Origin of the sequence: Mycolicibacterium pulveris (assembly GCF_010725725.1) — a bacterium.
GTDB classification, from domain to species: Bacteria; Actinomycetota; Actinomycetes; order Mycobacteriales; family Mycobacteriaceae; genus Mycobacterium; species Mycobacterium pulveris.
The window spans coordinates 754,758-779,219 of record NZ_AP022599.1; the positions used below are offsets into that span (position 1 = coordinate 754,758).

Here is a 24,462-nt window from a genome sequence, read left to right on the forward strand (position 1 = left end):
TGGCAGACAGGCGGGATCAGCGGGATCAGGCAGGGGTCGGGCGGGATCAGGCAGGATATAGCCGTGAGCACCTGGCAGGCACCCTCGACGTCGAGTCCCGTGCATGCCACCGTCGCCGTGCCGGGTTCGAAATCACTGACCAACCGGGCGCTGATCCTCGCGGCGCTGGCGACACGTCAGGGCTCGTCGACCATCCGCGGCGCGCTGCGCAGCCGTGACACCGACCTGATGATCGCTGCGCTGCAGGCGCTGGGCGTCACGATCGAGGGCACCAACGACGAGTTGACCGTCAGCGGCGCCATCGACCCACGCGAGGGCGCCCGCATCGACTGCGGCCTGGCGGGCACCGTGCTGCGCTTCGTCCCCCCGGTCGCCGCGCTGGGCACCGCGACGATCACCTTCGACGGTGACGCGCAGGCGCGCGTCCGCCCGATCGCTCCGCTGCTCGACGCGCTGCGCGGTCTCGGCGTGCAGATCGACGGCGACGGGCTGCCGTTCTCGGTGCGCGGCACCGGAGCGGTGGCCGGCGGCACGGTGCGGATCGACGCGTCGGCGTCGTCGCAGTTCGTCTCGGGGCTGTTGTTGTGCGGGGCGGCGTTCACCGAGGGTGTGACGGTCGTGCACACCGGTGAGACGGTGCCGTCGGCGCCGCATGTGGCGATGACGGTGACGATGCTGCGTTCTGCCGGGGTCGACGTCGACGACGGCGAGCCCAACCGGTGGCGGGTGTCCCCCGGCGCGGTCGCGGCGCGGCGCTGGGTGATCGAGCCCGACCTGTCCAACGCCGTGCCGTTTCTGGCGGCGGCGGTGGTCAGCGGCGGAACGGTGCGCATCACCGGGTGGCCGCGGGACAGCATCCAGCCCGCAGACACGATCATCAGGATTCTCGAGAAGCTGGGTTCGGTTGTACAGCACAGCGATTCGCACCTGGAGGTACGGGGTCCGCAGACGTTCGACGGCATCGACATCGACCTCAACGAAGTCGGCGAACTGACGCCGGCGGTGGCCGCGTTGGCGGCGCTGGCATCGGAAGGGTCGGTGTCGCGCCTTCGCGGTGTCGCACACCTGCGCGGTCACGAAACCGATCGGCTCGCGGCGCTTTCGGCGGAGATCAACGGCCTGGGCGGGCAGTGCGAGGAGACGCCGGACGGGCTGGTGATCACAGCTCGGCCGTTGCGCGGTGGGCTGTGGCGGTCCTATGCCGACCACCGGATGGCAACGGCCGGCGCCATCGTCGGGCTGCGGGTACCGGGCGTGCGGGTCGAGGACATCGAGACGACGTCGAAGACGTTGCCGGACTTCCCGAAACTGTGGGCCGACATGATGTCCGGTCAGGCACTGGATGCCGGGACGGGCGCTTGATCCATCGCGAGTACGACGAGTCCGACGTGCGGGTACGACCCGGTCGGGGCTCGCGACCGCGAACCAAGATCCGACCCGACCACGCCGACGCGCAGGAGGCGATGGTGGTGACGGTCGACCGCGGGCGCTGGGGTTGCGCGCTCGGCGGTGATCCGAACCGGCGCGTCACCGCGATGCGCGCCCGTGAACTCGGCCGCACCCCGATCGTCGTCGGCGACCAGGTCGGGGTCGTCGGCGATCTGTCGGGCAAGCCGGACACCCTGGCGCGCATCGTGCGTCGCGGAGAACGCCGAACGGTGTTGCGGCGCACCGCAGATGACACCGATCCCACCGAGCGTGTCATCGTCGCCAACGCGGATCAGCTGTTGATCGTGGTGGCGCTGGCCGACCCCCCGCCGCGCACCGGCCTGGTCGAACGCGCGCTCATCGCCGCCTATGCCGGCGGTGTGACGCCGATCCTGTGTCTGACCAAAACGGATCTGGCCCCACCGGAACCGTTCGCGGCGCAGTTCGCGGACCTCGACCTCACCGTGGTGACCGCCGGACGAGGCGACCCCCTCGACGACGTCGAGGCGCTGCTGGTCGACAAGGTGACGGTGCTGCTCGGACACTCCGGCGTCGGAAAGTCGACCCTGGTGAATCGCCTTGTGCCCGAGGCGGAACGGGCGACCGCCGAAGTGACCCACATCGGCAGGGGACGGCACACGTCGACCCAGTCGGTGGCGCTGCCGCTCAGCCGTGGCGGGTGGGTGATCGACACGCCGGGCATCCGCTCGTTCGGGCTTGCCCACATCGAGCCCGACGACGTGGTGCTGGCGTTCTCGGATCTGGCCGAGGCGGTCAAGGAGTGTCCGCGCGGCTGCGGTCACATGGGCCCGCCCGCGGACCCGGAGTGCGCGCTGGACACCTTGTCGGGACCGGCGGCCGGGCGGGCCGCGGCGGCTCGACGACTTCTTGCGGTCCTGCGCGAGAGATGACCCGGTGATCCTGGCGCGAGCGTGCGTGTCAGAGGACGACACGCCGTGCATTTCGCCGAGTTTGTGCACGCTCGCGCCCGCTGCGCGCCGTAGGGTTCGCGCGTGACCGAACCGGATTTCCTGCAACGCACGCGTCACGGTTACGACCTGACCGCCAAGCCGTACGCCGAGAACTTTCACGAGCATCTCCACGACAAGCCGCTCGACCGCGCGATGCTCGCCGGCTTCGCCGGGCTGGTCGACCGCGGCGGCGTCATTGCGGACGTAGGATGCGGCACCGGCGCCACCACCCGAATGCTCACCGACCACGGCTTGGATGCGGTGGGTATCGACCTGTCGCCCAACATGATTGCCGAGGCCCGACGGCGCAATCCCGGTCTGCCGTTTCACGTCGGTTCGATGACGAGCCTGGACTTCGACGACCATCAGGTGCACGGCGTCTGTGCGTGGTACTCGGTGATCCACATACCCGACGAGCTGTTGGCCCATGTCTTCACCGAGTTTCGCCGGGTGCTGTGCCCGAACGGCTGGCTGTTGCTCGCATTCCAAGTGGGCGAACAACCTCGCGAGCTCAGCGAGATGTTCGGCGAGCATGTGTCGTTGACGTTTTATCGCAGACAGCCCGACGCCGTCGCACTCCTGTTGGAGGAAATCGGCTTCATGCCCTACGCCGGTTTGGTGCGCGAACCCAACGACGACGGCTTCGAATCCACCCCACACGCGTTCCTGATGGCGCAGAACTGCGGGTGAGCCCTACGGCTGTACGGGCGCGAGCGTGCGTAAAGTTCGCCTGTTCGACGGCGTGTCGCCCTCAGACGCGCACGCTCGCGGCGAGGCGCCTTTCGCGACGGCGAGCCCTGACGGCGGCGATCGAGGACTTCAGCCCCCGACGCTGGGCCGGTTCCAGTTCCGCGAACATCCGCTCGCTACGCGTCTCGGGTGCGTCGTCAGCGGTGTCACGCAGGTACTTGTCCGGCAACGACAGTTTCGCGATGGTGCGCCACGCCTTGCCGTACTGGACCAGGAAAGAGCCCGTGGTGTACGGCAAGTCGTACTTGTCGCAGATCTGGCGCACCCGGATCGAGATCTCGTGGAGCCGGTTGCTCGGCAGATCCGGATACAGGTGATGCTCGATCTGGTGACACAGGTTGCCGCTCATGAACCGCAGCACCGGACCGTTCTCGAAGTTGGCGCTGCCGAGCATCTGCCTCAGGTACCACTGGCCCTTGCTCTCGCCCGCCATGTCCGTCTTGGTGAATTTCTCTGCGCCGTCGGGGAAATGGCCGCAGAAGATCACCGCATTGGACCACACGTTGCGGATGATGTTCGCAACGGCGTTGGCCTTCAGCGTCGACTTGAAAGTCGCACCCGGCGACAGCGACGTCACCGCTGGATACGCGACATAGTCCTTGACTACCTGGTTGCCTGCCTTGACGCCGAACTCCCGCAGCCGTTTCATCGTGGCTTTGCGGTCGTCGCGGCCCTTGGCGATCTTGCCGATCTCCAGGTGCTGCAGCGCCACGCCCCACTCGAACAACGTCGCCAGCATCGTGTTGAAGAACAGGTTGAAAACGTTGTGCGGCTTCCACTTCTGGTCGCGGGTCACCCGGAGCAGACCGTAGCCCACGTCGTCATCCATGCCGAGGATGTTCGTGTACTTGTGGTGCATGAAGTTATGGGTGAACCGCCAGTGCTTGGCGGCCCCGCTCATATCCCATTCCCAGGTCGAGGAATGGATCTCGGGATCGTTCATCCAATCCCATTGGCCGTGCATGACGTTGTGGCCGATCTCCATGTTCTCGATGATCTTGGCCACGCCGAGCGTCACGGTGCCTGCCCACCACGCCGATCGGCGCGAACTGGCGGCCAGAATGACCCGGCCCGCGATCTCGAGGGTGCGCTGCGCGGCAATGGTGCGCCGGATGTAGCGCGCATCGCGCTCGCCGCGGGAGTCTTCGATGTCTCTACGGATCGCGTCGAGCTCAAAGGCCAAGCTCTCGATGTCGGCATCGGTCAGATGCGCGAACTCCGGTACGTCGGTGATCGCCATATACCGCTATCCCTCCCTTCGTGGACCTACGCTACCGTAACCTACCCAACCGTAGGTTCGCACGCGGTGAATTCTAGACATCGAGCACACAATCTCCCGATGCCGCCGAGATGCAGGTCTGCACCCGGCTACCCGGTTCGTGTTCGACGCCCGAACGCAGGTCCCGCACGTGCCCGTCGAGCAGACCGACCACACAGGACTGGCAGATGCCCATCCGGCAGCCGAACGGCATCCGGATACCCACCTGCTCGCCGGCCTCCATCAACGGCGTCGCGGCGTCGACGGTGACCGACTTGCCGCTGCGGGCGAACTCCACCGTGCCGCCCTGCCCGTGCACCTGACCCTTCGACACCGCGAAACGCTCGAGATGCAGGCGCGAGCCCACCCCGGCGGCGTCCCAGACCCGCGCTGCCTCGTCCAGCATCCCCTCGGGCCCACAGGCCCACGTCTGGCGGTCCTGCCAGTCGGGAACCTCGTCGGCCAGCCGCGACAGATCCAGGCGCCCCTGCTTTCGGGTGGCGCGCAGCCGCAGCGAGTAGCCGGCGTGCGCGGCGCCCAACTTCTCCAGCTCGGTCGCGAACAGCACGTCTGATTCCGTTGGCGCCGAATGCAAGTGGACGATATCGGTGATCTGGTCGCGACGCACCAGCGTGCGCAGCATCGACATCACGGGGGTGATGCCCGAGCCTCCGGTGAGGAACAGCACTTTGGGCGGGGCGGGGTCGGGCATGACGAAATTGCCCTGCGGCGCGGCCAGTCGCACGATCGTGCCAGGCGCTACTCCGCTGACCAGATGGGTCGACAGAAACCCCTCGGGCATGGCTTTGACCGTGATCGTGATCGTCTTCTTCGCGGCAACCGGACTCGACGTCAACGAGTAGGACCGCCACCGCCAGCGGCCCTCGACCAGGACCCCGATGCCGATGTACTGGCCCGGTTCGTAGTCGAAGGAGAAGCCCCATCCGGGCTTGATGACCAAAGTCGCCGAGTCGACGGTCTCCCGGCGTACCCCGACCACCCGACCCCGCAGCTCTCGCGCTGACCACAGCGGGTTGGCGAGCTGAAGATAGTCGTCGGGCAGCAGCGGAAAGGTAACCCGCGCGGCAACCGTGCGCAGTGCATGCAGGACCGGATGCCGTTCAGCACCCGCGACAGTCGGTCGGACGGTGTCGGCGACGTTGGCCGAGACTTTGACGTAGTTCTTGGCCACGGCAACCTACGCTACCGTAACCTACGGTCCCGTATCTACTCCGAATTCGCGACAGTGCGGTTTCATACGCTCGCCGCGGCGAGTCGCGTATGAAACCGCACAACCGGCGGCCGGCTACAGCAGCTCGAGCAGGAACGGCAGCTCCTGCGATGCATACCAGGCCAGGTCGTGGTCCTGGGCGTCGCCGACGACGAGATCGGCGTCTTCGTCGCCGAGGTCGGCGGCGTCGACGGCCTCGATCGCCGCGCGCACGGCGTCCTCCGCGTCGGCGTTGTCGACGTAGGCGGCGACCACGTCGGCCAGCGCCACCGGGCCTGCCAACCGCACCACCGCGTCGTCGAGGTCGGGACGGGCGGTGGCCTCTTCGACGTCGGCGACCAACACCGCCCGTCGCGGCGGAAGATCACCCTCGTTCTCCCCGCCGAGCAGCCGCAGCGACGCCAGCGCAGCTTCCCGCAGCGCCACCTCGGCGAGTTCGTCGTCGTCGCCCTCGGAGTACGCCTCCCGGAGCGTGGGTGTCACCGCGAACGCAGTTCCGTTGCGGGCGTGCAGCATTTGGTCAGCGACGAGCCGCTGCAACATGGCGATGGTCGCCGGGACGTAGACACGCACCTGGTGAGGTTATCCCTTGTCGGCCGACGGGTCCTTCTGCACCGCGATGACGAAATCGTCGCCGTGCTGGGTGACGCCGCTGATCACGGCGTCGTTGACCGCTTCCATGGCGTAGCGCTGACGCACCATCATCGGATCCTTGCGCAGATCCTTGACCAGCGCGACGGCCAGCCCGACCATCACCACCACGAACGGCACCGCCGCGATGATCGTGATCGACTGCAGCCCGTTGAGGGCGTCGGCGCCACCGACCAGCAGCATCACCGCCGCGACCGCGCCGGTCGCGACACCCCAGAAGATGACCGTGGGCCGGGTCGGTTTGATCGTGCCCCGCTCGGACAGCGAGCCCATCACGACCGAGGCGGCGTCGGCCCCGGAGACGAAGAAGATCGCCACCAATGCCATCACCAGGATGCTGATCGCCGTCGCCCACGGGAACTGCTCGAGGGTGCTGAACAGCTGCTCTTCCAGGCTGCCCTCCCCGGCCAGGTCGACCCCCGATTGCTGCTGGCTGATCGCGGCACCGCCCAGCACGCAGAACCAGATCAGCGACACCACGCTCGGCACGAACAGCACGCCGGCGACGAACTGCCGAATGGTGCGCCCACGGGAGATCCGGGCGATGAACATGCCGACGAACGGCGTCCAGGAGATCCACCACGCCCAGTAGAAGACCGTCCACGACTGCAGCCAAGCGTTCACTTCGGCGCCCTCGGCGCCGGTGCGCGCCGACATCATCGCCAGGTCCTGCAGATAGCTGCCGACCGAGGTGGGCACCAGGTTCAAGATGAACACGGTCGGGCCGACGACGAACAGAAACGCCGCCAAGAAGAGAGCCAACACCATGTTGATGTTGGACAGCCACTGAATGCCTTTGGCCACACCCGAAACCGCGGACAGAACAAACCCACAGGTCAGGATCGCGATGATGATGATCAGCACGGCGTTGCCGATTTCGCCGATCCCGCTGACGATCTGCAGACCGCTGCGGATCTGCAGCGCACCCAGTCCGAGCGAGGCAGCCGAGCCGAACAGCGTGGCGAAGATCGCCAGCATGTCGATCAACTTGCCCCACCCGCCGTTGGCCCGCGACCCGAGCAGGGGTTCGAACGCCGCGCTGATCAGCTGCAGCCGGCCCTTGCGGTAGACGCCATAGGCGATCGCCAGACCGACCACCGCGTAGATGGCCCACGGGTGCAGTGTCCAGTGGAACAGCGTGGTGGCCATCGCGTTCTGCACGGCCTCGGGGTTGCCCGGCGGGCCGGTGCCGGGCGGCGGCGTCACGAAGTGCGACAGCGGTTCGCTGACGCCGAAGAACATCAGGCCGATACCCATCCCGGCGCTGAACATCATCGCGATCCACGACACCGTGCGGAATTCCGGCTCTTCGTCGTCGCGGCCGAGCGGGATGTTGCCGTACCGGCTGACCGCGATCCACAACACGAACAGCACGAACCCCGACGCGGTGAGCACGAACAACCAGCCGGTGTTGTTCATCACCCAACTCAGGGCGTTGTCGGATGCGGTGGCCAACGATTGCGTGTTGAGGAAGCCCCACAGCAAAAAGCTGACCGCGATGACGGCGGTGACGCCGAAGACGACCCAGTCCACCCCCCGCGAGCGCCGGTAGGCCGCGCCCTCGACGGGCACGTCGAGCACCGGGTGCGGCACCACTTCGTCGGTCGGCGACCTCAGGGGCGCGCCGACACGCTCAGCGGGTTTGCTTCGTTCTGGACTTGTCGTCATCGACGAACCATTCGACCGCGTAGCGGCCGCGAAATCAAATGTCCTGGTGAGCAACGGGGTTTACTGTGCGGCCTCACGCAACTCGTCGAGGGCCTCGGAGATCAGCGACGGCAGCACGCCGACGTCGCTCATCGCGTCGCGGTCGGCATTGATGCCGTAGTAGACCATGCCGTTGTACGACGTGACTCCGATGGCCAGCACCTGGTTGTGCAGCAACGGCGGCACCGCGTACGTCTCGAGCAGCTTTGCCCCCGCGATGTACATCTGGCTCTGCGCGCCGGGCACGTTGGTGATCAGCAGGTTGAACTGTCGCGCCGAGAAACTCGTCGCCACCCGAATTCCCATGGCGTGCAACGTCGGTGGGGCGAACCCCGACAACGTGACGATGGTTCTGGCGTCGACGAGGCTGGCCGCGGTCGGATGGGACTCGGTGGCGTGCGCGATCTGCGACAGCCGGATCACCGCGTTGCCCTCCCCGACGGGCAGATCCACCAGAAACGGCGACACCTCGCTGATCGCCTGTCCGGGCCCGCCGGTGTCCAGTTCGGCATCCGGATACACCGACATCGGCGCCATGGCCCGCACGGTGGTCGACGCGGTCACCGGCTCCCCACGCGACATCAACCAGTTACGCAACGCGCCGGCGATGACCGCGAGCACGACATCGTTGACGTCGCAGTCATAACGGGCCCGCACCATCCGGTAGTCCTCGAGCTTGCCGCTGGCCACGGTGATCCGCCGGTTGCGCGACACCGTGGTGTTGAGCGGACTGCTCGGCGCGTTACCGCGGGCGACGGTGCGCGCGACGTCGATGAACCGGCGGCCCACCTCGACCCATTGACCGGCGTTGGTGGCGGCCTCGGCCACCGCCGAACGCACCGCGCCGAGCTGCTCGGCGGGACGGGTGATCCACTCGCCCACCGCGCCGAGCAGCAGCTGACGGTCGCTGGGCTCGCGGGCCGGAATCCAGATGTCCTCGCCGAACTGCGGCGGCTTCTGCGTGCGGTCGGCGATGACGTGCCCGATCTCCAGCGCGGTCATCCCGTTCACCAGCGCCTGGTGCGACTTGGTGTAGAGCGCGATGCGGTTCTTGGCCAAGCCCTCGATGAGGTACATCTCCCACAGCGGCCTCGACTTGTCCAACGGCCGTGAGCCGAGCCGGGCGATGAGCTCGTGCAGCTGCGCGTCGCTGCCCGGCGACGGCAACGCCGAGCGGCGAATGTGGTAGGTGATGTCGAAATCGCGGTCGTCGACCCACACCGGCCGGGCCAGCCCCAACGTCACCTCACGCACCTTCTGGCGGTACCGCGGAATCTGCGGAAGGCGTTGCTCGACCGTGGCCAGCAGGGTCTCATAGCTCAGCCCGCTCCGCGGCTTGCGCAGGATCGCCAGCGACCCGACGTACATGGGGGTCGAACTGTTCTCGAGTTGGTAGAAGGCCGCGTCCGACGCCGACAACCTGGTCACCATCGCGACGCGGCTCCTCCCCGTGATGTGTGTGCGGTCAGCAGCGCTTCCGGCGCGGCCAGTATCGGATGTCGCAACGTTATCCGGCTGTGCGGCCATGTCGCATCACAGGTGCGTGGCGGCCCCCGTGAACCGTGCGATCATGAAGGAGTCTGCGACTCTCCGGCAGACGTGTCCTGTCACGTCCACCGTTGGAGAGCCTTTCGATGACAATCGCGCGCACGTCGTCCGTCACCGATACGGCGCTGGTTTCGCCGGTCATCGACTACGAGCCACCGCCCTCCGGCCGGTCTGCCTGTCCTGCCCCGAATCATGAAGCGCTGCGCCGCCACACGCCTCGACCCCTTCGCGCGGCACCCGGTTCCTCACGCGACTGCGCACCTCCCCGGGCCGCCGTCGTCTTCGCCGACGCGGCGTTGCGGCGACTGCTCGAAATCATCGACCGGCGCAGGCCCGTCGGGCAGCTGCGCCCGATCCTGGCACCAGAACTGACCGACATCGTCGTCGCCATGGCTCGGTCATCGCACGAGACCACCCGCCACGGCGGAAAAGGCACCGCTGCCCGCCTGCAGCGGATCCGGCTGCGGATGGTCGATGACGGCTCGAGCACCCCGGCCGCTGAGGTGTTCGGCACCTACACCCGCGGACAGCGGGTACGCGCACTCGCCGCGCGCATCGCTTTGATACAGGACCGATGGCGCATAGTCGCCATCCAGATCGGCTGAGCCGATAGGGTTTTTGCGAAGCTCGCCCAGCCCGGGGACGACGACGAGGAAGGACCCAGGGAATGCAGGGAAACGTTGTCAGCGTGGAACGCGTGATCCGGGCACCTGCCGAGTCGATCTTCGCATTGCTGGCCGACGCCGGTAAGCATTCCAGCTTCGACGGCTCGGGCACCGTCGACCACTCGGCGCAGCCTTCCCAATCGTTGTCGCTGGGCTCGCAGTTCGGCATGTCGATGCGCAGCCGACCTGAGTCGCTGTTCCTGCCATACCGCACCACCAACACCGTCATCGAGTTCGAACCCAACCGCCGCATCGCGTGGAAGACCACCATCGGGCCGGGCGGGCTGATCGGCGGCCGGATCTGGCGTTACGAACTCGAACCCGTGCCCGACGGCACCCTGGTGCGCGAGAGCTGGGACGTCTCCGAGGACCGGCAACGGCCGGTGCTCAAGTTGGGTTCGATGCCCAGGCAGGCCGAGGACGGGATGCGCGCCACGCTGGAACGCATCGCCGCCCTCGTGGAGCCCTAACGCCTGCGCGACGCCTTGGCCGCGCGGGCCTGCTTGCGCGCGGCCTCGCGGCGCTCACGCCGTGATCCGCCCCCGGCTGCGTGGCGCCCACCACCGCCACCGCCGCCGGAACGTTGCACCTGCGCGGAGCCGTCCTCTGACGGCCCGGTGTAGGTCAGCGGAGGTGACTCGTTCTCGATTCCCTTGGCGCGCAACGCCGCTGCCGGAGCCGGCCGCTCCTTCGTGGCGACCGCACCTTCCTCGCTGGCCTTGGCGGCGGCGGCCGCGGCGAACTGAGCCAACCCGCTCGGCGCGGCGACGGGTGCGACCGTGGGTGCGGGCGCCGGTTCCACCTGAACGTTGAACAGGAAGCCGACCGACTCCTCCTTGAGGCCCTCGAGCATGCCGACGAACATGTCGTAGCCCTCCCGCTGGTACTCGACCAGCGGGTCGCGCTGCGCCATCGCCCGCAGCCCGATGCCCTCCTTGAGATAGTCCATCTCGTAGAGGTGTTCGCGCCACTTACGGTCCAGCACGTTGAGCAACACGTTGCGTTCGAGCTGACGCATCGCGCCCTCGCCGGCGATCTCCTCGATCTGCTTCTCGCGTTCGGCGTACGCGCGCTCGGCATCGGCGATCAACGCCTCGAGCAGCTCCTCGCGGGTCAACTCGCCGGGCTCCCCGACGGCCTCGGAGTCCATGAGATCGCGGTGGTCGATACCCACCGGGTAGAGCTGACGCAACGCCGTCCACAGCTGCTCGAGATCCCAGTCCTCGCAATAACCTTCGGCGGTCGCACCGTCCACGTAGGCGGTGATGACGTCGACGAGCATCTGGTGCGCCTGCTCGGCGAGGTTCTCACCCTCGAGGATCCGGCGGCGTTCGTCGTAGATGACGACGCGCTGCTGGTTCATCACCTCGTCGTACTTGAGGACGTTCTTGCGGACCTCGAAGTTCTGCTGCTCGACCTGGGTCTGCGCGCTCTTGATCGCGCGGGTGACCATCTTGGCCTCGATCGGCACGTCGTCGGGCAGGTTCAGCCGGGTCAGCAGGCTCTCCAGCGTCGCGCCGTTGAACCGCCGCATCAGCTCGTCGCCGAGCGAGAGGTAGAACCGCGACTCACCCGGGTCGCCCTGACGGCCGGAGCGGCCACGCAGCTGGTTGTCGATGCGGCGCGACTCGTGCCGTTCGGTGCCCAGCACATACAGGCCGCCGGCCGCGATGACGTCCTCGGCCTCCTGCGCGCATTCGGCCTTGACCTGCGGCAGCAACTCGTGCCAGGCCTTCTCGTACTCATCCGGCGTCTCCACCGGGTCCAGGCCGCGCTCACGCAACCGCTTGTCGGTGAGGAAGTCCGGGTTGCCGCCGAGCACGATGTCGGTGCCGCGTCCGGCCATGTTCGTCGCGACGGTGACCGCGCCGAGCCGGCCGGCCTCGGCGATGATCGCCGCCTCCTGCTCGTGGTACTTGGCGTTGAGCACGTTGTGCGGGATGCGGCGCTTGGTCAGCAGCCGCGACAGGTACTCCGAGCGCTCCACGCTGGTGGTACCGATGAGCACCGGTTGGCCCTTCTCGTAGCGCTCGGCGATGTCGTCGGCCACCGCGAGGAACTTGGCCTCTTCGGTCTTGTAGATCAGATCCGACCTGTCTTCCCGGACCATCGGCTTGTTGGTCGGGATGGGCACCACCCCGAGCTTGTAGATCTCGTGCAGCTCGGCCGCCTCGGTCTGGGCGGTACCCGTCATGCCGGCGAGCTTGTCGTAAAGCCGGAAGTAGTTCTGCAGCGTGATGGTGGCCAGCGTCTGGTTCTCGGCCTTGATCTCGACGTGCTCCTTGGCCTCGATGGCCTGATGCATGCCCTCGTTGTAGCGACGGCCGTGCAGCACGCGGCCGGTGAACTCGTCGACGATGAGCACCTCGCCGTCGCGGACGATGTAGTCCTTGTCGCGCTGGAACAGCTCCTTGGCCTTGATCGCGTTGTTGAGATAGCTGACCAGCGGCGAGTTGGCCGCTTCGTAGAGGTTGTCGATGCCGAGCTGGTCCTCGACGAACTCGACGCCGAGTTCGTGCACGCCGACCGTGCGCTTGCGGATGTCGACCTCGTAGTGCACGTCCTTTTCCATCAGCGGCGCCAGCCGGGCGAACTCGGCGTACCAGTTCGACGCCCCGTCGGCCGGGCCCGAGATGATCAGCGGGGTGCGGGCCTCGTCGATGAGGATCGAGTCGACCTCGTCGACGATGGCGTAGTTGTGGCCGCGCTGCACCAGGTCGGCCAGCGAGTGCGCCATGTTGTCGCGCAGGTAGTCGAACCCGAACTCGTTGTTGGTGCCGTAGGTGATGTCGGCGGCGTAAGCGGCCCGGCGCTCGTCGGGGGTCAGCCCCGCCAGGATGACGCCGACGTTCAGCCCGAGGAACCGGTGCACGCGCCCCATCCACTCGGCGTCGCGTTTGGCGAGGTAGTCGTTGACGGTGACGATGTGCATGCCCTTGCCCGACAACGCGTTGAGGTAGGCGGGCAGCACCGCGGTCAGCGTCTTGCCTTCACCGGTCTTCATCTCGGCGACGTTGCCGAAGTGCAGCGCCGCACCACCCATCACCTGGACGTCGAAGTGCCGCTGGCCGAGCACGCGCCACGAGGCCTCACGCGCGACGGCGAAGGCCTCGGGCAGCAGATCGTCGAGGTCCTCGCCGTCGGTCACCCGCTTCCTGAACTCGTCGGTCTTGGCCCGCAGTTCGGCGTCGGAGAGCTTCGCGACGTCGTCGGACAGGGTGTTGACATAGTCAGCCACCCGCTTGAGGCGCTTGACCATGCGGCCTTCGCCGAGACGCAGCAATCTATCCAGCACGCGGTATCCCCTGTTGGTCGGAGTTTCGAGATCAACCCATGGTAGGGGAATGCGGGCCGCAGCCGCCCGAACAGCGCCGGTCCAGGCAAAACAGCGGGGTCAGGCCAGCCGGATCAGCCCGTAGTCGTAGGCGTGGCGGCGGTACACGACGCTGGGCCTGTCGCTTTCCTTGTCGTGGAACAGGAAGAAGTCGTGGCCCACGAGCTCCATCTGTGACAGCGCGTCGTCGACGGTCATCGGGGTGGCCGGGTGCTCCTTGACCCGCACGATGCGGCCGGGCTCGTAACCGTCGACCGCGGCGCCGTCGACCTGCTCCTCGGTCACGGGTTTCGGCAGCGGGGGCAGCGGCTGCGCCGCGGTCGCCTCGGCGACCGACAGCGGTGTCTTGTCGCCGTAGTGGATCTTGCGGCGGTCGTTGGCGCGACGGAGCCGTTCCTCGAGCTTGTCCACCGCGGCTTCCATCGCGCCGTAGAAGCTGTCGGCGCAGGCTTCGGCGCGGACCACCGGGCCGCGGCCGCGCGCGGTGATCTCGATATGTTGACAGTTCTTGCGTTGGCGCCGGTTGCGCTCGTGGTCGAGTTCCACGTCGAACAGGTAGATGGTGCGGTCGAGTCGTTCCAGGCGGCACAGCTTTTCTGAGACGTACACGCGGAAGTGGTCGGGAATCTCGACGTTGCGCCCCTTGAGGACGACCTCTGCGCGTGGTTCGGGCTTCTCGGACTCGACGGCCTTCGGTTGGGCTGATTCGACGGATTGGGTTGACATGCTAGGCAACTCGCTTCTCTTCACGTCCGCACGCGGCTGCGTGCCCGGGCTGTCTGAATTCGCGCCGACGTGGCATTGATCCTCTCGCCGCTCGCCGGTGCAAGGTGTCGACTACTCACCTCCTACCGCTGGTGGCGATGCTGGCGCCTCGTGCCGGGCGCCGCCGTGAGCATTCACGGATCGTTGATGCCGACGGTAGCCGTGTTCACCTCCCAGTGCCACCCAATTGGTCGACGTGTTCACCGTTCGTCACATTCCTTTGATCCCTGAGAAATTGCCCTCCCCGTCACGTGGGCGGGGTTCAGGCGTTGGCCACTGCGAGAACCGCCGCGACCCGGACCCCGCCCGCGTGCAGCACGCGAACGGATTCGCACGCGGTGGCACCGGTGGTGACGATGTCGTCGACGAGCAGGACCTCCCCCGCGACGGCGCGGACGGGCTTGACGCGACCCGCGATGTTGCGTTCGCGATCGGCTGTGGACAGGCCGACGGAGTCGACGACCAAGGCCCGGGTGCGCAGCGCCTGGGCGACGGTGACACCCGGGAGTCCGGCCGACGCGGTCCTTGCCATCCGGGTCACCGGGTCGCCGCCCCGTCGCCGGGCCGCCCAGCGCCGGGTCGGCGCGGGCACCACGGTCAGCGGTGTGTCGACGACGCCCCAAGTGAGCAGGTGCACCAGTCCCGTCCGCAGCGCGGCGGCCAACGGCGGGATGAGGTCGGCGCGGCCGCGCTCTTTGACCGCGACGATGGCCTCCCTTCGGGCCCCCGCGTAGCGACCCAGGGAGAACACGGGCACGCCCGGGTCGAGCCGTGCCGTGATGAGGTGCGGCTGATCGAGCCTGACCTGCAGCGTGCTCGCACACGCATCGCACCACCGCGACGACGGCGCACCGCAGCCCCCGCACTGCAGCGGCAGGACCAGGTCGAGCATGTCCGCAGTGTCTCGCTTGGCTGCGACATTCTTCGCTTCGGCGCCATCGTCAGCCCGGCAGCACCGGTTCGGCGCCGGGCACCATCAGCGGCCGCACATCGGCCCACGCCAGGTTGTCCTCCCCCGCGGTTCCGGACAGCTGGTGTACGCCGCGCGCGTCGGCGACGTACACCGTCGAGGGGTTGGCGGCCACGGTGGTGACCGGCATGACCAGGTTCTCGCTCGGCCCGTCGGAGTTGACGCCGTCGAGGTTGACGTAGGACACCGGATGCTGCGGGTCGGTGCGGGTGACGACGATGTCGTCGCCGGTGCGCCACGACAGCGAAACCACCGTGTCGCCGAGCCCGAAGCCCAGCCGGCGGGGGTAGGTCAACGCGTAGCCGCCGTCGGGGTTCTGCTCCACGCCCGCCAGGATCACCTGACCATCGACCACCATGGCGGCACGGGTGCCGTCGCGCGACAACTGCAGTTCGGCGATGACGCCGGGAAACTTCGTCGCCACCCGGGTGGCGTCCACGGGTATGCGGGCTGGTTGCCCCGAGGCGTCCTGGATGACGCGGATGATCGTGTTGCCGTCGACCACCACCCAGATCGCGTTGTCCAGCGACCAGCTGGGCCGGGTCAGGCTGCGGGCGTCAAGCACCTGCGACGCCGCGCCGCCGAGCCGGCCCACCCACAGCGACGACGCCATGTCCGGTGCGCCGGGCCGCGCGGTGACGACCGACGCGACGTCCTGGCCGCTACGCGACACCGCCGCCGCGGTCTGATCCGGCATCTGCCCGAACGAACCCGCCACCCGTGGCGCGCGTTGGCCGTCGAGCGCCACCAGCGAGCCGCCGACGAGCGCGTGCAGCCCCGCCGCCGCCCCGGACGCCGCGCCCGGGTCGGTGGCCGCCACGTCCGAGGTCTCCCAGCCGTCGGCGAACCGGTCGTCGAGCGCGGCGCCGTCGGCGTTGATCACGTACGGGCCGTTGATCCCGGCCCGCGACAGTGTCCAAATGATCTGCGCCGCAAGCAATTGCCGACTTTGCGGGTCGGTCATCGACAGGTTTTCCAGGTCGATGCGGGCACCGCCGTAGCCCCGGCCGACCCCGGTCTTGCCGCCGTCGGCCCGTGTCACCGGGCCGCGCAGCCGCAGTGGGGGGCCGAGGAGGTTGCGCACGGTGTTGGCCATCTCCGGGCGCGGTCCGGCGATCAGCTTGCTGACCAGCTCGGTGGCCAGCTGGTCGGAGTCCGACACCGCGACGTAGCGGGGGTCGGGCACCACGGTACTTCCCGTCGGGTCCGCGAAGTACAGCGTGTAGCGCTTGTAGGTGGCCTGAAACTGTTGCCAGTCAAGGAAAACCCCGTTGGGCAGTTTGTCGATGCGCCAGCCGTCCGGCGTCTTGACCAGCTCGATGGGCCCCGGGTCGGGCAGCGCGCCCTCGCCCGTCTCGAAGACGCCCATGTCCGACAGCGACCCGAGGATGTCGGCGCGCATGGTCACCGACACCCGATCGGGGCCACGAGTCTCGACGAACACCACGTTGTCGATGAGCAGCGCGCTGCCGGCGTCATCCCAACCGCGCGAGGCTGATTCGGTGAGGAACTGGCGGGCGGCCAAATGCCGGTTGGCGGGATCGGCGGTGGCCTTGAGGAACTCGCGCAACAACACGTCGGGGTCCATGCCCGGGGTGGGTTTGGGCAGGCTCGGCGGTGCCGGCCGGTCGACCGTGCCGATCGCTTGTGGCGCAGACGAACTCGGCACCCCGGCACAGCCCGTCAACACCAACACCAGCAGCCATACGGCCGCCAGCACCCGTTTCACACCTTCTCCTGCGCAGCTTCACGGTCCCGGCCGCTACGCGGCGGGCTCTCGGGCCCAATGGGTTTCATCGGCAGCGGGCTCGTGGTCACCTTGTGACCACGCACCAGCGGAAGGGTGAGCCGGAAGCAGGCGCCCTTGCCGGGCTCGCCCCAGGCCTCCAGCCGACCCTGGTGCAGCCGGGCGTCCTCGATGCTGATCGCCAGCCCGAGACCGGTTCCGCCCGAACGGCGCACCCGCGACGGATCCGACCGCCAGAACCGGCTGAACACCAGCTTCTCCTCACCCGGCCGCAGCCCGACACCGAAATCGCGGACGGTGACCGCGACGGTGTCCTCGTCGGCGGCCATCCGGATCTGCACGGGTTTGTGCTCGGCGTGGTCGATGGCGTTGGCGATCAGGTTGCGCAGGATGCGTTCCACCCGGCGCGGATCGACCTCGGCGATGACCTCCTCGGTCGGCATGTCCACGATCAGCTCGATGCCGGCGTCGGCGGCGAGGTGGCCCACGTTGTCCAGCGCGCTTCGCACCGTCGAGCGCAGATCCAGCGACTCGACCGACAGTTCGGCCACGCCCGCGTCGTGGCGCGAGATCTCGAGCAGATCGTTGAGCAGGGTCTCGAAGCGGTCCAGCTCGCTGACCATCAGCTCGATCGAGCGGCGCAACGCCGGGTCGAGGTCGTCGCTGTGGTCGTGGATCAGGTCGGCGGCCATCCGCACCGTCGTCAGCGGGGTGCGCAGCTCGTGGCTCACGTCGGAGGTGAACCGGCGCTGCAGGTTGCCGAACTCCTCGAGCTGGGTGATCTGGCGCGACAGGCTTTCGGCCATGTCGTTGAACGACACGGCCAGCCGGGCCATGTCGTCCTCGCCGCGCACCGGCATCCGCTCGGTGAGATGGCCCTCGGCGAATCGTTCGGCGATGCGCGACGCCGAGCGCACCGGAAGCACGATCTGGCGGGCCACCAGCAGCGCGATGGCGGCCAGCAGGCCCAGCAGGACGACGGCGCCGGTCGCCATGGTGCCGCGCACCAGCGCGATCGTGGACTCCTCGTTGTTCAGCGGAAAGATCAGGTACAGCTCGAGGTTGGCCACCGGCGACGACGTCGGGGTGCCGATGATCAGCGCGGGCCCGGAGAACGCGTCGGTGTGCACGGTGGCGTACTGGTAGCTGACCTGACCGGCCTTGACGAACTCGCGCAGCGCGTTGGGCACCTGCTGCACCGGTCCGGCCGCGGTGGCCGCCCGGGGCCCGTCGCCCGGCACCACCAGCACCGCGTCGAAGGTGCCCGCCAGGCCGGGCCCGTTGTCGGCGGTGCGGTCGATCAGCGTGTTGCGGGCCAGCTGCAGGCTGCTGTCCAACGAGCGGGTCTCCTCGCCGCCGACGATGCCGCTGACGGTGCTGCGGGCACGGTCGATCTCCTCGGTGCCCGCCTGCACCTTGCCTTCCAGGATCCGGTCGGTGATCTGGCTGGTGAGCACGAAGCCCAGCACCAGAATGACGGCCAGCGACAACCCGAGGGTCAGGGTCACCACGCGCAGCTGCAACGAGCGCCGCCAGGCCAGGCCCAGCGCGCGACCCAGCGCACCCAGTCCGCGAACCAGTGGTGCCGACGGCCCCCAGCGCCCGCGAATGCGTCGCCTGGAGCCAAAGATCATGGCCACCGCCGAAGCTTATGGATCATGGCGACCGAAGAGCGGTGACATCACGGCGGTCCGGCCTTGTACCCCACTCCTCGAATGGTCAACACCACCTGCGGGTTCTCCGGGTCCTTCTCGACCTTGGCGCGCAACCGCTGAACATGGACGTTCACCAGCCGGGTGTCGGCGGGGTGCCGGTAGCCCCACACCTGTTCGAGCAGCACGTCTCGAGTAAACACCTGCCGCGGTTTGCGCGCCAACGCCACCAACAGGTCGAACTCCAGCGGCGTCAGGGAGATCTGCTCGCCCTGCCGGGTCACCTTGTGAGCGGGCACATCGATGTCGACGTCGCCGATCGAGAGCATCTCGGCCGGCTCGTCCTCGTTGCGGCGCAACCGGGCGCGCACCCGGGCGACCAACTCCTTGGGCTTGAACGGCTTCATGACGTAGTCGTCGGCGCCCGACTCCAGGCCCAACACCACGTCCACGGTGTCCGTCTTGGCCGTCAGCATCACGATCGGCACGCCCGAATCCGCGCGCAGCACGCGGCACACGTCGATGCCGTTCATGCCGGGGAGCATCAAGTCCAGCAACACCAGATCGGGCCGTAGTTCACGGACCGCGGTGAGCGCCTGTGTGCCGTCACCGATGACCGCGGTGTCGAACCCCTCTCCGCGCAGCACGATGGTGAGCATCTCCGCCAGCGACGGATCGTCGTCGACAACCAGAATCCTTTGCCTCATGGTGTCCATGGTGTCACCAAATCGCGACAAAGCCCGGCTACCACGCGGGCGTTTTGCGCGTTGGCCAGGGGGCGCGAACCGCGAAACCGACGTTTTGGTGGATTTCCACCGGGGCCGAACCGCCAAAGCGTCGGTTTCGCGCGTTAGCCCAGTCCGTCAGCCAGGGCTGCCGCATCCACGTCGGGGCCGGCGACCAGCCACCGGCCGCACCAGTCCGTCGCGGCCAGCGCGGCGTACACATCGGAGGTGCGTTGCTGCAGCCCGCCGTCGCGCTCGTAGGCGTCCCTGGCGCGGTCGGCCTCGGTGTTGGCCCGGTGTTCCGCACGCTCGGCGGCCAGCTCGGTCGGCACGGCCAGCAGCACCTGCCAGTCCGGCGCGGGCAGCTTCAGCCGGCCGTACTCGAGCTCACGCACCCACGCGACGACGTCGCCGTCGACGCCCTGGTGCAGCCGCGCGGCGCTGTAGGCGGCGTTGGACGCCACGTAGCGGTCCAGGATCACCACGTCGTGGGCGGCGCGCAGGTCGGCGATCTCTGTGCGGGCGCCTGCGCGGTCCAGGGCGAACAGCACAGCCATCGCATAGACCGACTCCGCGAGATCGCCGTGGCCGCCGTGCAGCGCCTCGGCGGCCAGGTCGGCTTCCACCGACCGCCCGTAGCGGGGGAAGTCGAGGGTGGCGACCGTCCTGCCCGCGCCCTCGAACGCGGCGCGCAGCCCGTTGGTCAGGGTGCGTTTGCCCGCGCCGTCGACTCCCTCGATCACGATGAGCACGCGGCGAGCGTAACGGGCGCCGCCGCCGATGAGTTTGGCCGACACCGCGGGTCTGTCCCGGTGATGCCGTCGACCTCGAGGAGAACAACACCGATGACCACACATCCGGTCGGCACGCGAGAGCAGTGGCGCGTCGCCTACGAGCGGCAGCTGGCCAAGGAGAAGGAGCTGACCCGGCGCGCCACCGAGCTGGCCGCGGAGCGTCAGGCCCTGCCCTGGGTGCGGGTGGACAAGCAGTACGTGTTCGACACCACGGCCGGCCCGCGCACGCTGGCCGAGCTGTTCGACGGCCGCTCCCAACTGATCGTGCGGCATTTCATGCACGGCCCGAAGACGCCCGAGGGCTGCCCGGGCTGCACCTTCGAGACCGACAACCTGGTCGGCGCGGTGCCGCACCTGGCGCACCGCGACGTGACGTTTCTGCTGTCGTCACGCTCGCCGCTGCCGCTGCTCACCGCGTACAAGCAGCGGATGGGCTGGGACATCGAGTGGGTGTCGTCGGGCGGTAGCGACTTCGACGCCGACTTCTTCGAGTACATGCACGTTCCGACACCGCGCCGCGACTACGGGTCGGGCAGCGGCAGCATGCTCGACGTCATGGAGCTGATGGCGCTGAGTTGTTTCGCGCTGGAGGACGGGGTCGTCTACCACACGTATTCGACCTACGACCGCGGCACCGAGGCGCTCAACGCGACGTGGCAGCTGCTGGACCGGGCACCCAAAGGACGCGGCACCGACTTCTCCGACTGGCCCCGCAAACGCGACGAGTACCCCTAACCCGCGTCGCTGTTCAGCAGTCGGCGCAGCACGTACTGCATGATGCCGCCGTGGCGGTAGTAGTCTGCCTCGCCTGGGGTGTCGATGCGCACCACCGCGTCGAACTCGACGTCGCCGGCACGCACGTGCACGGTGTCCGGAATCGCATCGGACAGCGCGGTGACCCCGGTGATGTCGAACGTCTCCTCACCGGTCAGCCCCAGCGAATCGGCGTTCTGGCCCGCCGGGAACTGCAGCGGAAGCACGCCCATCCCAATGAGATTCGAGCGGTGGATGCGCTCGAAAGACTCGGCGATCACCGCCTTGATGCCAAGCGGCAACGTGCCCTTGGCGGCCCAGTCACGCGACGAGCCGGACCCGTACTCCTTGCCCGCGAGCACCACCAGCGGGGTGCCGGCGGCCGCGTAGTTGACCGACGCGTCGTAGATGGTGGTGACGGACGCGTCGGGTTGGCTGAAGTCGCGGGGTCCAGCCACCTTCGGTGTCGGGAGCCAGCTGGTTGCGTAACCGGATGTTGGCGAAGGTGCCGCGGATCATCACCTCGTGGTTGCCGCGCCGTGAGCCGTAAGAGTTGAAGTCCTTGCGTTCAATCCCGTGCTCCAGCAAGTACTTTCCGGCCGGTGTGTCGGGGATGATCGCCCCGGCCGGGCTGATGTGGTCGGTGGTGACCGAATCGCCGAGCTTGGCCAGCACCCGCGCATCGGTGATGTCGGCCACCGGTGGCGGCTCGACGGTCATGCCGTCGAAGTACGGCGGCTGGCGCACGTACGTCGAATCCGGCGCCCATTCGAAGGTGTCACCGCTCGGCACGTCGAGGTTGCGCCAATGCTCGTCGCCGGTGAACACGTCACTGTAGGACTTCGTGAACATCTCGGCCTTCAGATGCGCGCCGACGACATCGGTGATCTCGGCTTCGGTGGGCCAGATGTCGCGCAGGTAAACCGGTTGGCCGTCGGCGCCGGTGCCCAACGGGTCCTCCAGCAGGTTCACGTGCAAGCTGCCCGCCAACGCGTATGCGACCACCAACGGCGGGGAGGCGAGGAAGTTCATCTTGCACTCGGGGTGGATGCGACCCTCGAAGTTGCGGTTGCCTGACAACACCGAGCACACCGTCAGGTCGTTGTCGGTGACGGCCGTGCTCACCTCGGATGGTCGGCCGGTGGGGCATGTCCGAACGGATCGGACCGGTGTCGGTCTTTCCGAAGGAGGGCGATCCGCGCATGGCCGGCGTCTCGGACTCGATGCTGGGCGCGGTCGACCAGGAAGTCCGCCGGCTCATCGACGACTGCTACGCTGAAGCGCGAGAGTTGTTGCGTAACAACAGGGATCGACTTGACAGCATCGTCGCGGAGCTGCTCGTACACGAGACGCTCGACGAGAACGCGGTGTACGCGGCCGCGGGCATCTCCCGGGAGGCCGTCGTTCGGGCCTGACGCCGACGGTCACCCGCGCGCGGCGCCGACCAGCGCCCGCACGGCCGGCGCCACCTCGGCGGCGAAACGTTCGGTGGTGGCGGTGTCATCGGATGCCAGGATGAAGGCGCTGATGCCGTACGTGAGCGCGACGTCGGCGAGTTCCTCGGCCCACTGCTGCGGCGGCCCTTGCAGGAAGCCGGATCCGGTCGCGGTGAAGCGGCCGCCGATGTTGAGCATGCGACGGATCGCGTCGAGCGGGCGGCCCGCCCCTGCGGCGGCGGCGTCGATGTGCTCGTTCATCTCGCGCAGGTCGGCGACGCCGCCCGAGAGGTACTGGACCGAGGGCACCCAACCGTCGGCGTGGCACCCGATGAGGCGCAGCATCCGCGGCTTGTAGGCGCCAACCCAGATGCCGATGTCATGGGCGGGGGCGGGCCCGCGTTTGGCCCCCTCGACGCGGTAGTGCTCGCCCGTGACGATCAACGGACGCTTGGTGTCGACGTCCCAGATGCCGCGGACGACCGCGATGGCTTCCTCGAGCGCCTCGACCGATTCCGCGGGTGTCCGTCTCGGCCCACCCATGGCGACGACGCCGTCCCAGAACGCCCCGGCCCCGATGCCGAGTTCGACGCGTCCGCCGCTGAGCAGGTCCAGCGAGGCGACGGCACGGGCCAGCCCGGCCGGCGGGCGCAGCGGCAGGTTTGTCACGTTGAGGGCGAGCCGGACACGTTCGGTGCGTGCGGCGACGTAGGACATCAGGGTCCAGGCGTCATGGAACCTCGCGACGTAGGGGTGGTCCTGGAAGGTCACCAGGTCCAGGCCGGCGCGGTCGGCCACGACGACCTGCTCGACGGCTTGCCCGGCGGGGTTGTTCACCGGGGTGACGAAGGTGCCGAAGAGCAGGTCGTGTCCGTAATCGCCCATACCGCATTGTGTTCCTCAATCTCTCGCCGGTAAACGCATCTGCCGGTGACACGCCGAATCGGATCCGTCTGCGGCACATCGCGTCTGGACCACGCTGCGACGGAGGGGGAACCGCTCTGTTTGGTCGTTGCCCGTGCGGGTACCTCGGCAACATCCGGCCGGCCCCGGTGTTTGCCGATCGAACCCTAGGAGTGCCGCATGCTCGAATGGCAATCGATCTTCGTTCCCGCGCTGCCGTTGCTGGAGGGCGCCGTGCGGGGCACCGTCATGTTTTTTGCGCTGCTCGCCCTGATGCGCATCGCCGGACAGCGCGAGTCCGGCGGTCTCGGTGTCACCGACGTGCTGATCATCGTGCTGGTCGCCGAGGCCGCGGCGCCTGCGCTGTACACGCAGGATTCGACATTGACCGACAGCTTGATCGTCATCGTCACGATCGTGTTCTGGAGCGTCGCCGTCGACGCGATTTCCTATCGCCTTCCGGTCTTTTCCCATCTCGTGAAGGCACGCCCCAAACCGTTGATCCGTGACGGCCAGCTTTGTCGGCGCACCATGCATCGGGAGTTCCTGAGCCGCGAAGAGGTCGAGTCACAGCTGCGGCTACACGGCATCCAGGACATGTCCCGCGTTCAGCAGGCCTATCTCGAGCCGAACGGAATGATCAGCGTGCTCACCCGCGACGGCGAGGGAAACGCCCCGGTCGAAAAGCCCGAAGCGCTGTGAAAAGCACCTACCGGCTGAGCGTTTTGGCCTTCAGCGTTTCAAATTCGGCCTGGGTGATGGCCCCTGAGTCCAAAAGCGCTTTGGCATCGGCGATTTCCTGCGCCGGCGACCGACCGGCCACCTCACGGATGTAGTCGTCGGTCTCCGTCTTCGCGCGGGCCGCGGCCTCGCGTGCGCGTGCTGCCATGCCCTTGCCACGCGCGATCAGGTACACCAGTGCCGTCAGCCAGGGGAAGAGGATCAGGAAGAACACCCAGATCGCCTTGATCCAGCCCGAGGTGGTGTGGTCACGCCAGAAGAGGTCGACCAGTATCTGAAACAGCACGATCAAATACGCGATCCACGCGAAGATTACGAAAAAGTGCCACAAGAAATCCCAGGACGCGCCCCAGTCCATCGCCGCTCCTCGCTATCGGTTCGCGAACTCTGTTACGCAGGTAGTCAAGCACGCCGCCGTCGATAAGACGCCGAT

The 24,462-nt window shown here is 67.9% G+C and carries 22 protein-coding genes and 1 pseudogene; 8 read left to right on the top strand and 15 right to left on the bottom strand.

What is annotated here, in order from left to right; translation table 11 throughout:
- The first annotated feature begins 57 nt into the window (after window positions 1-57).
- The 3 genes from aroA to G6N28_RS03945 all read left to right on the top strand — a co-directional run bounded on the left by aroA (window position 58) and on the right by G6N28_RS03945 (window position 3,089).
- Window positions 58-1,362 (top strand): 3-phosphoshikimate 1-carboxyvinyltransferase, encoded by a 1,305-nt coding sequence (gene aroA, locus G6N28_RS03935; RefSeq protein ID WP_235674715.1) that lies wholly within the window; start codon window positions 58-60, stop codon window positions 1,360-1,362.
- Window positions 1,359-2,339 (top strand): ribosome small subunit-dependent GTPase A, encoded by a 981-nt coding sequence (gene rsgA, locus G6N28_RS03940; protein WP_163897182.1) that lies wholly within the window; start codon window positions 1,359-1,361, stop codon window positions 2,337-2,339. Before aroA ends, rsgA begins: the two co-directional genes overlap by 4 nt.
- A gap of 102 nt (window positions 2,340-2,441) precedes the next feature.
- Window positions 2,442-3,089, top strand: a complete 648-nt coding sequence (locus G6N28_RS03945; RefSeq protein ID WP_163897185.1) for a class I SAM-dependent methyltransferase — start codon at window positions 2,442-2,444, stop codon at window positions 3,087-3,089.
- 61 nt (window positions 3,090-3,150) lie between these two features.
- Here G6N28_RS03945 and G6N28_RS03950 read toward each other — a convergent pair whose 3' ends face one another.
- From G6N28_RS03950 to G6N28_RS03970, 5 genes are all read right to left on the bottom strand, one after another.
- Window positions 3,151-4,389, bottom strand: a complete 1,239-nt coding sequence (locus G6N28_RS03950; RefSeq protein WP_163897187.1) for a fatty acid desaturase family protein — start codon at window positions 4,387-4,389, stop codon at window positions 3,151-3,153.
- 73 nt (window positions 4,390-4,462) lie between these two features.
- Window positions 4,463-5,599, bottom strand: a complete 1,137-nt coding sequence (locus G6N28_RS03955; RefSeq protein WP_163897189.1) for a ferredoxin reductase — start codon at window positions 5,597-5,599, stop codon at window positions 4,463-4,465.
- Window positions 5,600-5,713: 114 nt separating this feature from the next.
- The gene (locus G6N28_RS03960) at window positions 5,714-6,211 is read right to left on the bottom strand and encodes a DUF6912 family protein (RefSeq protein ID WP_163897191.1); all 498 of its coding nucleotides are present in this window, start codon (window positions 6,209-6,211) and stop codon (window positions 5,714-5,716) included.
- A gap of 9 nt (window positions 6,212-6,220) precedes the next feature.
- The gene (locus G6N28_RS03965) at window positions 6,221-7,957 is read right to left on the bottom strand and encodes a BCCT family transporter (protein WP_163897194.1); all 1,737 of its coding nucleotides are present in this window, start codon (window positions 7,955-7,957) and stop codon (window positions 6,221-6,223) included.
- 60 nt (window positions 7,958-8,017) lie between these two features.
- Window positions 8,018-9,427 (bottom strand): WS/DGAT/MGAT family O-acyltransferase, encoded by a 1,410-nt coding sequence (locus G6N28_RS03970; RefSeq protein WP_163897196.1) that lies wholly within the window; start codon window positions 9,425-9,427, stop codon window positions 8,018-8,020.
- Between the two features lie 203 nt (window positions 9,428-9,630).
- Here G6N28_RS03970 and G6N28_RS03975 point away from each other — a divergent pair, with 203 nt between their 5' ends.
- The gene (locus G6N28_RS03975) at window positions 9,631-10,149 is read left to right on the top strand and encodes an Rv3235 family protein (RefSeq protein WP_163897198.1); all 519 of its coding nucleotides are present in this window, start codon (window positions 9,631-9,633) and stop codon (window positions 10,147-10,149) included.
- A 62-nt stretch (window positions 10,150-10,211) separates the two neighbouring features.
- The gene (locus G6N28_RS03980) at window positions 10,212-10,679 is read left to right on the top strand and encodes an SRPBCC family protein (protein ID WP_163897200.1); all 468 of its coding nucleotides are present in this window, start codon (window positions 10,212-10,214) and stop codon (window positions 10,677-10,679) included.
- Here G6N28_RS03980 and secA read toward each other — a convergent pair.
- The 7 genes from secA to G6N28_RS04015 all read right to left on the bottom strand — a co-directional run bounded on the left by secA (window position 10,676) and on the right by G6N28_RS04015 (window position 20,154).
- Entirely contained in the window at window positions 10,676-13,504 is a 2,829-nt protein-coding gene (gene secA / locus G6N28_RS03985; RefSeq protein WP_163897202.1) for a preprotein translocase subunit SecA, read from the bottom strand. The genes G6N28_RS03980 and secA overlap by 4 nt on opposite strands.
- 99 nt (window positions 13,505-13,603) lie before the next feature.
- The gene (gene hpf, locus G6N28_RS03990; protein WP_163897204.1) at window positions 13,604-14,269 is read right to left on the bottom strand and encodes a ribosome hibernation-promoting factor, HPF/YfiA family; all 666 of its coding nucleotides are present in this window, start codon (window positions 14,267-14,269) and stop codon (window positions 13,604-13,606) included.
- A gap of 301 nt (window positions 14,270-14,570) precedes the next feature.
- Window positions 14,571-15,200, bottom strand: a complete 630-nt coding sequence (locus G6N28_RS03995) for a ComF family protein (protein ID WP_163897206.1) — start codon at window positions 15,198-15,200, stop codon at window positions 14,571-14,573.
- 49 nt (window positions 15,201-15,249) lie between these two features.
- Window positions 15,250-17,007, bottom strand: coding sequence for an MtrAB system accessory lipoprotein LpqB (lpqB, locus tag G6N28_RS04000; protein WP_163897208.1), 1,758 nt, complete (start codon window positions 17,005-17,007; stop codon window positions 15,250-15,252).
- Entirely contained in the window at window positions 17,004-18,659 is a 1,656-nt protein-coding gene (gene mtrB, locus G6N28_RS04005; protein ID WP_163905796.1) for an MtrAB system histidine kinase MtrB, read from the bottom strand. The genes lpqB and mtrB overlap by 4 nt, the downstream gene beginning before the upstream one ends.
- Before the next feature lie 47 nt (window positions 18,660-18,706).
- Window positions 18,707-19,393, bottom strand: a complete 687-nt coding sequence (gene mtrA / locus G6N28_RS04010) for a two-component system response regulator MtrA (protein WP_163897210.1) — start codon at window positions 19,391-19,393, stop codon at window positions 18,707-18,709.
- A gap of 134 nt (window positions 19,394-19,527) precedes the next feature.
- Window positions 19,528-20,154 carry a dTMP kinase gene (locus G6N28_RS04015; RefSeq protein WP_163897212.1) on the bottom strand — a complete coding sequence of 209 codons (627 nt, stop codon included), beginning with the start codon at window positions 20,152-20,154 and terminating at the stop codon, window positions 19,528-19,530.
- A gap of 93 nt (window positions 20,155-20,247) precedes the next feature.
- Here G6N28_RS04015 and G6N28_RS04020 point away from each other — a divergent pair, with 93 nt between their 5' ends.
- A complete protein-coding gene (locus tag G6N28_RS04020) occupies window positions 20,248-20,931 on the top strand; it encodes a DUF899 domain-containing protein (RefSeq protein WP_163897214.1) in 684 nt (227 codons plus the stop codon).
- Here G6N28_RS04020 and G6N28_RS04025 read toward each other — a convergent pair.
- Window positions 20,928-22,083: pseudogene (locus tag G6N28_RS04025) on the bottom strand (aconitase family protein); the annotation flags it as partial. The gene G6N28_RS04020 and the pseudogene G6N28_RS04025 overlap by 4 nt on opposite strands.
- 14 nt (window positions 22,084-22,097) lie before the next feature.
- Here G6N28_RS04025 and G6N28_RS04030 point away from each other — a divergent pair.
- The gene (locus G6N28_RS04030) at window positions 22,098-22,364 is read left to right on the top strand and encodes a hypothetical protein (protein WP_235674455.1); all 267 of its coding nucleotides are present in this window, start codon (window positions 22,098-22,100) and stop codon (window positions 22,362-22,364) included.
- 9 nt (window positions 22,365-22,373) lie between these two features.
- Here the strand turns inward: G6N28_RS04030 and G6N28_RS04035 are convergent, their stop codons facing one another.
- Window positions 22,374-23,270: an LLM class flavin-dependent oxidoreductase gene (locus G6N28_RS04035; RefSeq protein ID WP_163897216.1), complete on the bottom strand. Its 897-nt coding sequence runs from the start codon at window positions 23,268-23,270 to the stop codon at window positions 22,374-22,376.
- A gap of 198 nt (window positions 23,271-23,468) precedes the next feature.
- Here G6N28_RS04035 and G6N28_RS04040 point away from each other — a divergent pair, with 198 nt between their 5' ends.
- Window positions 23,469-23,990, top strand: a complete 522-nt coding sequence (locus G6N28_RS04040) for a DUF421 domain-containing protein (protein WP_163897218.1) — start codon at window positions 23,469-23,471, stop codon at window positions 23,988-23,990.
- 7 nt (window positions 23,991-23,997) lie between these two features.
- Here the strand turns inward: G6N28_RS04040 and G6N28_RS04045 are convergent, their stop codons facing one another.
- Complete coding sequence (locus G6N28_RS04045) at window positions 23,998-24,387, bottom strand: SHOCT domain-containing protein (protein WP_163897220.1); 390 nt, start codon at window positions 24,385-24,387, stop codon at window positions 23,998-24,000.
- Between the last annotated feature and the right edge of the window lie 75 nt (window positions 24,388-24,462).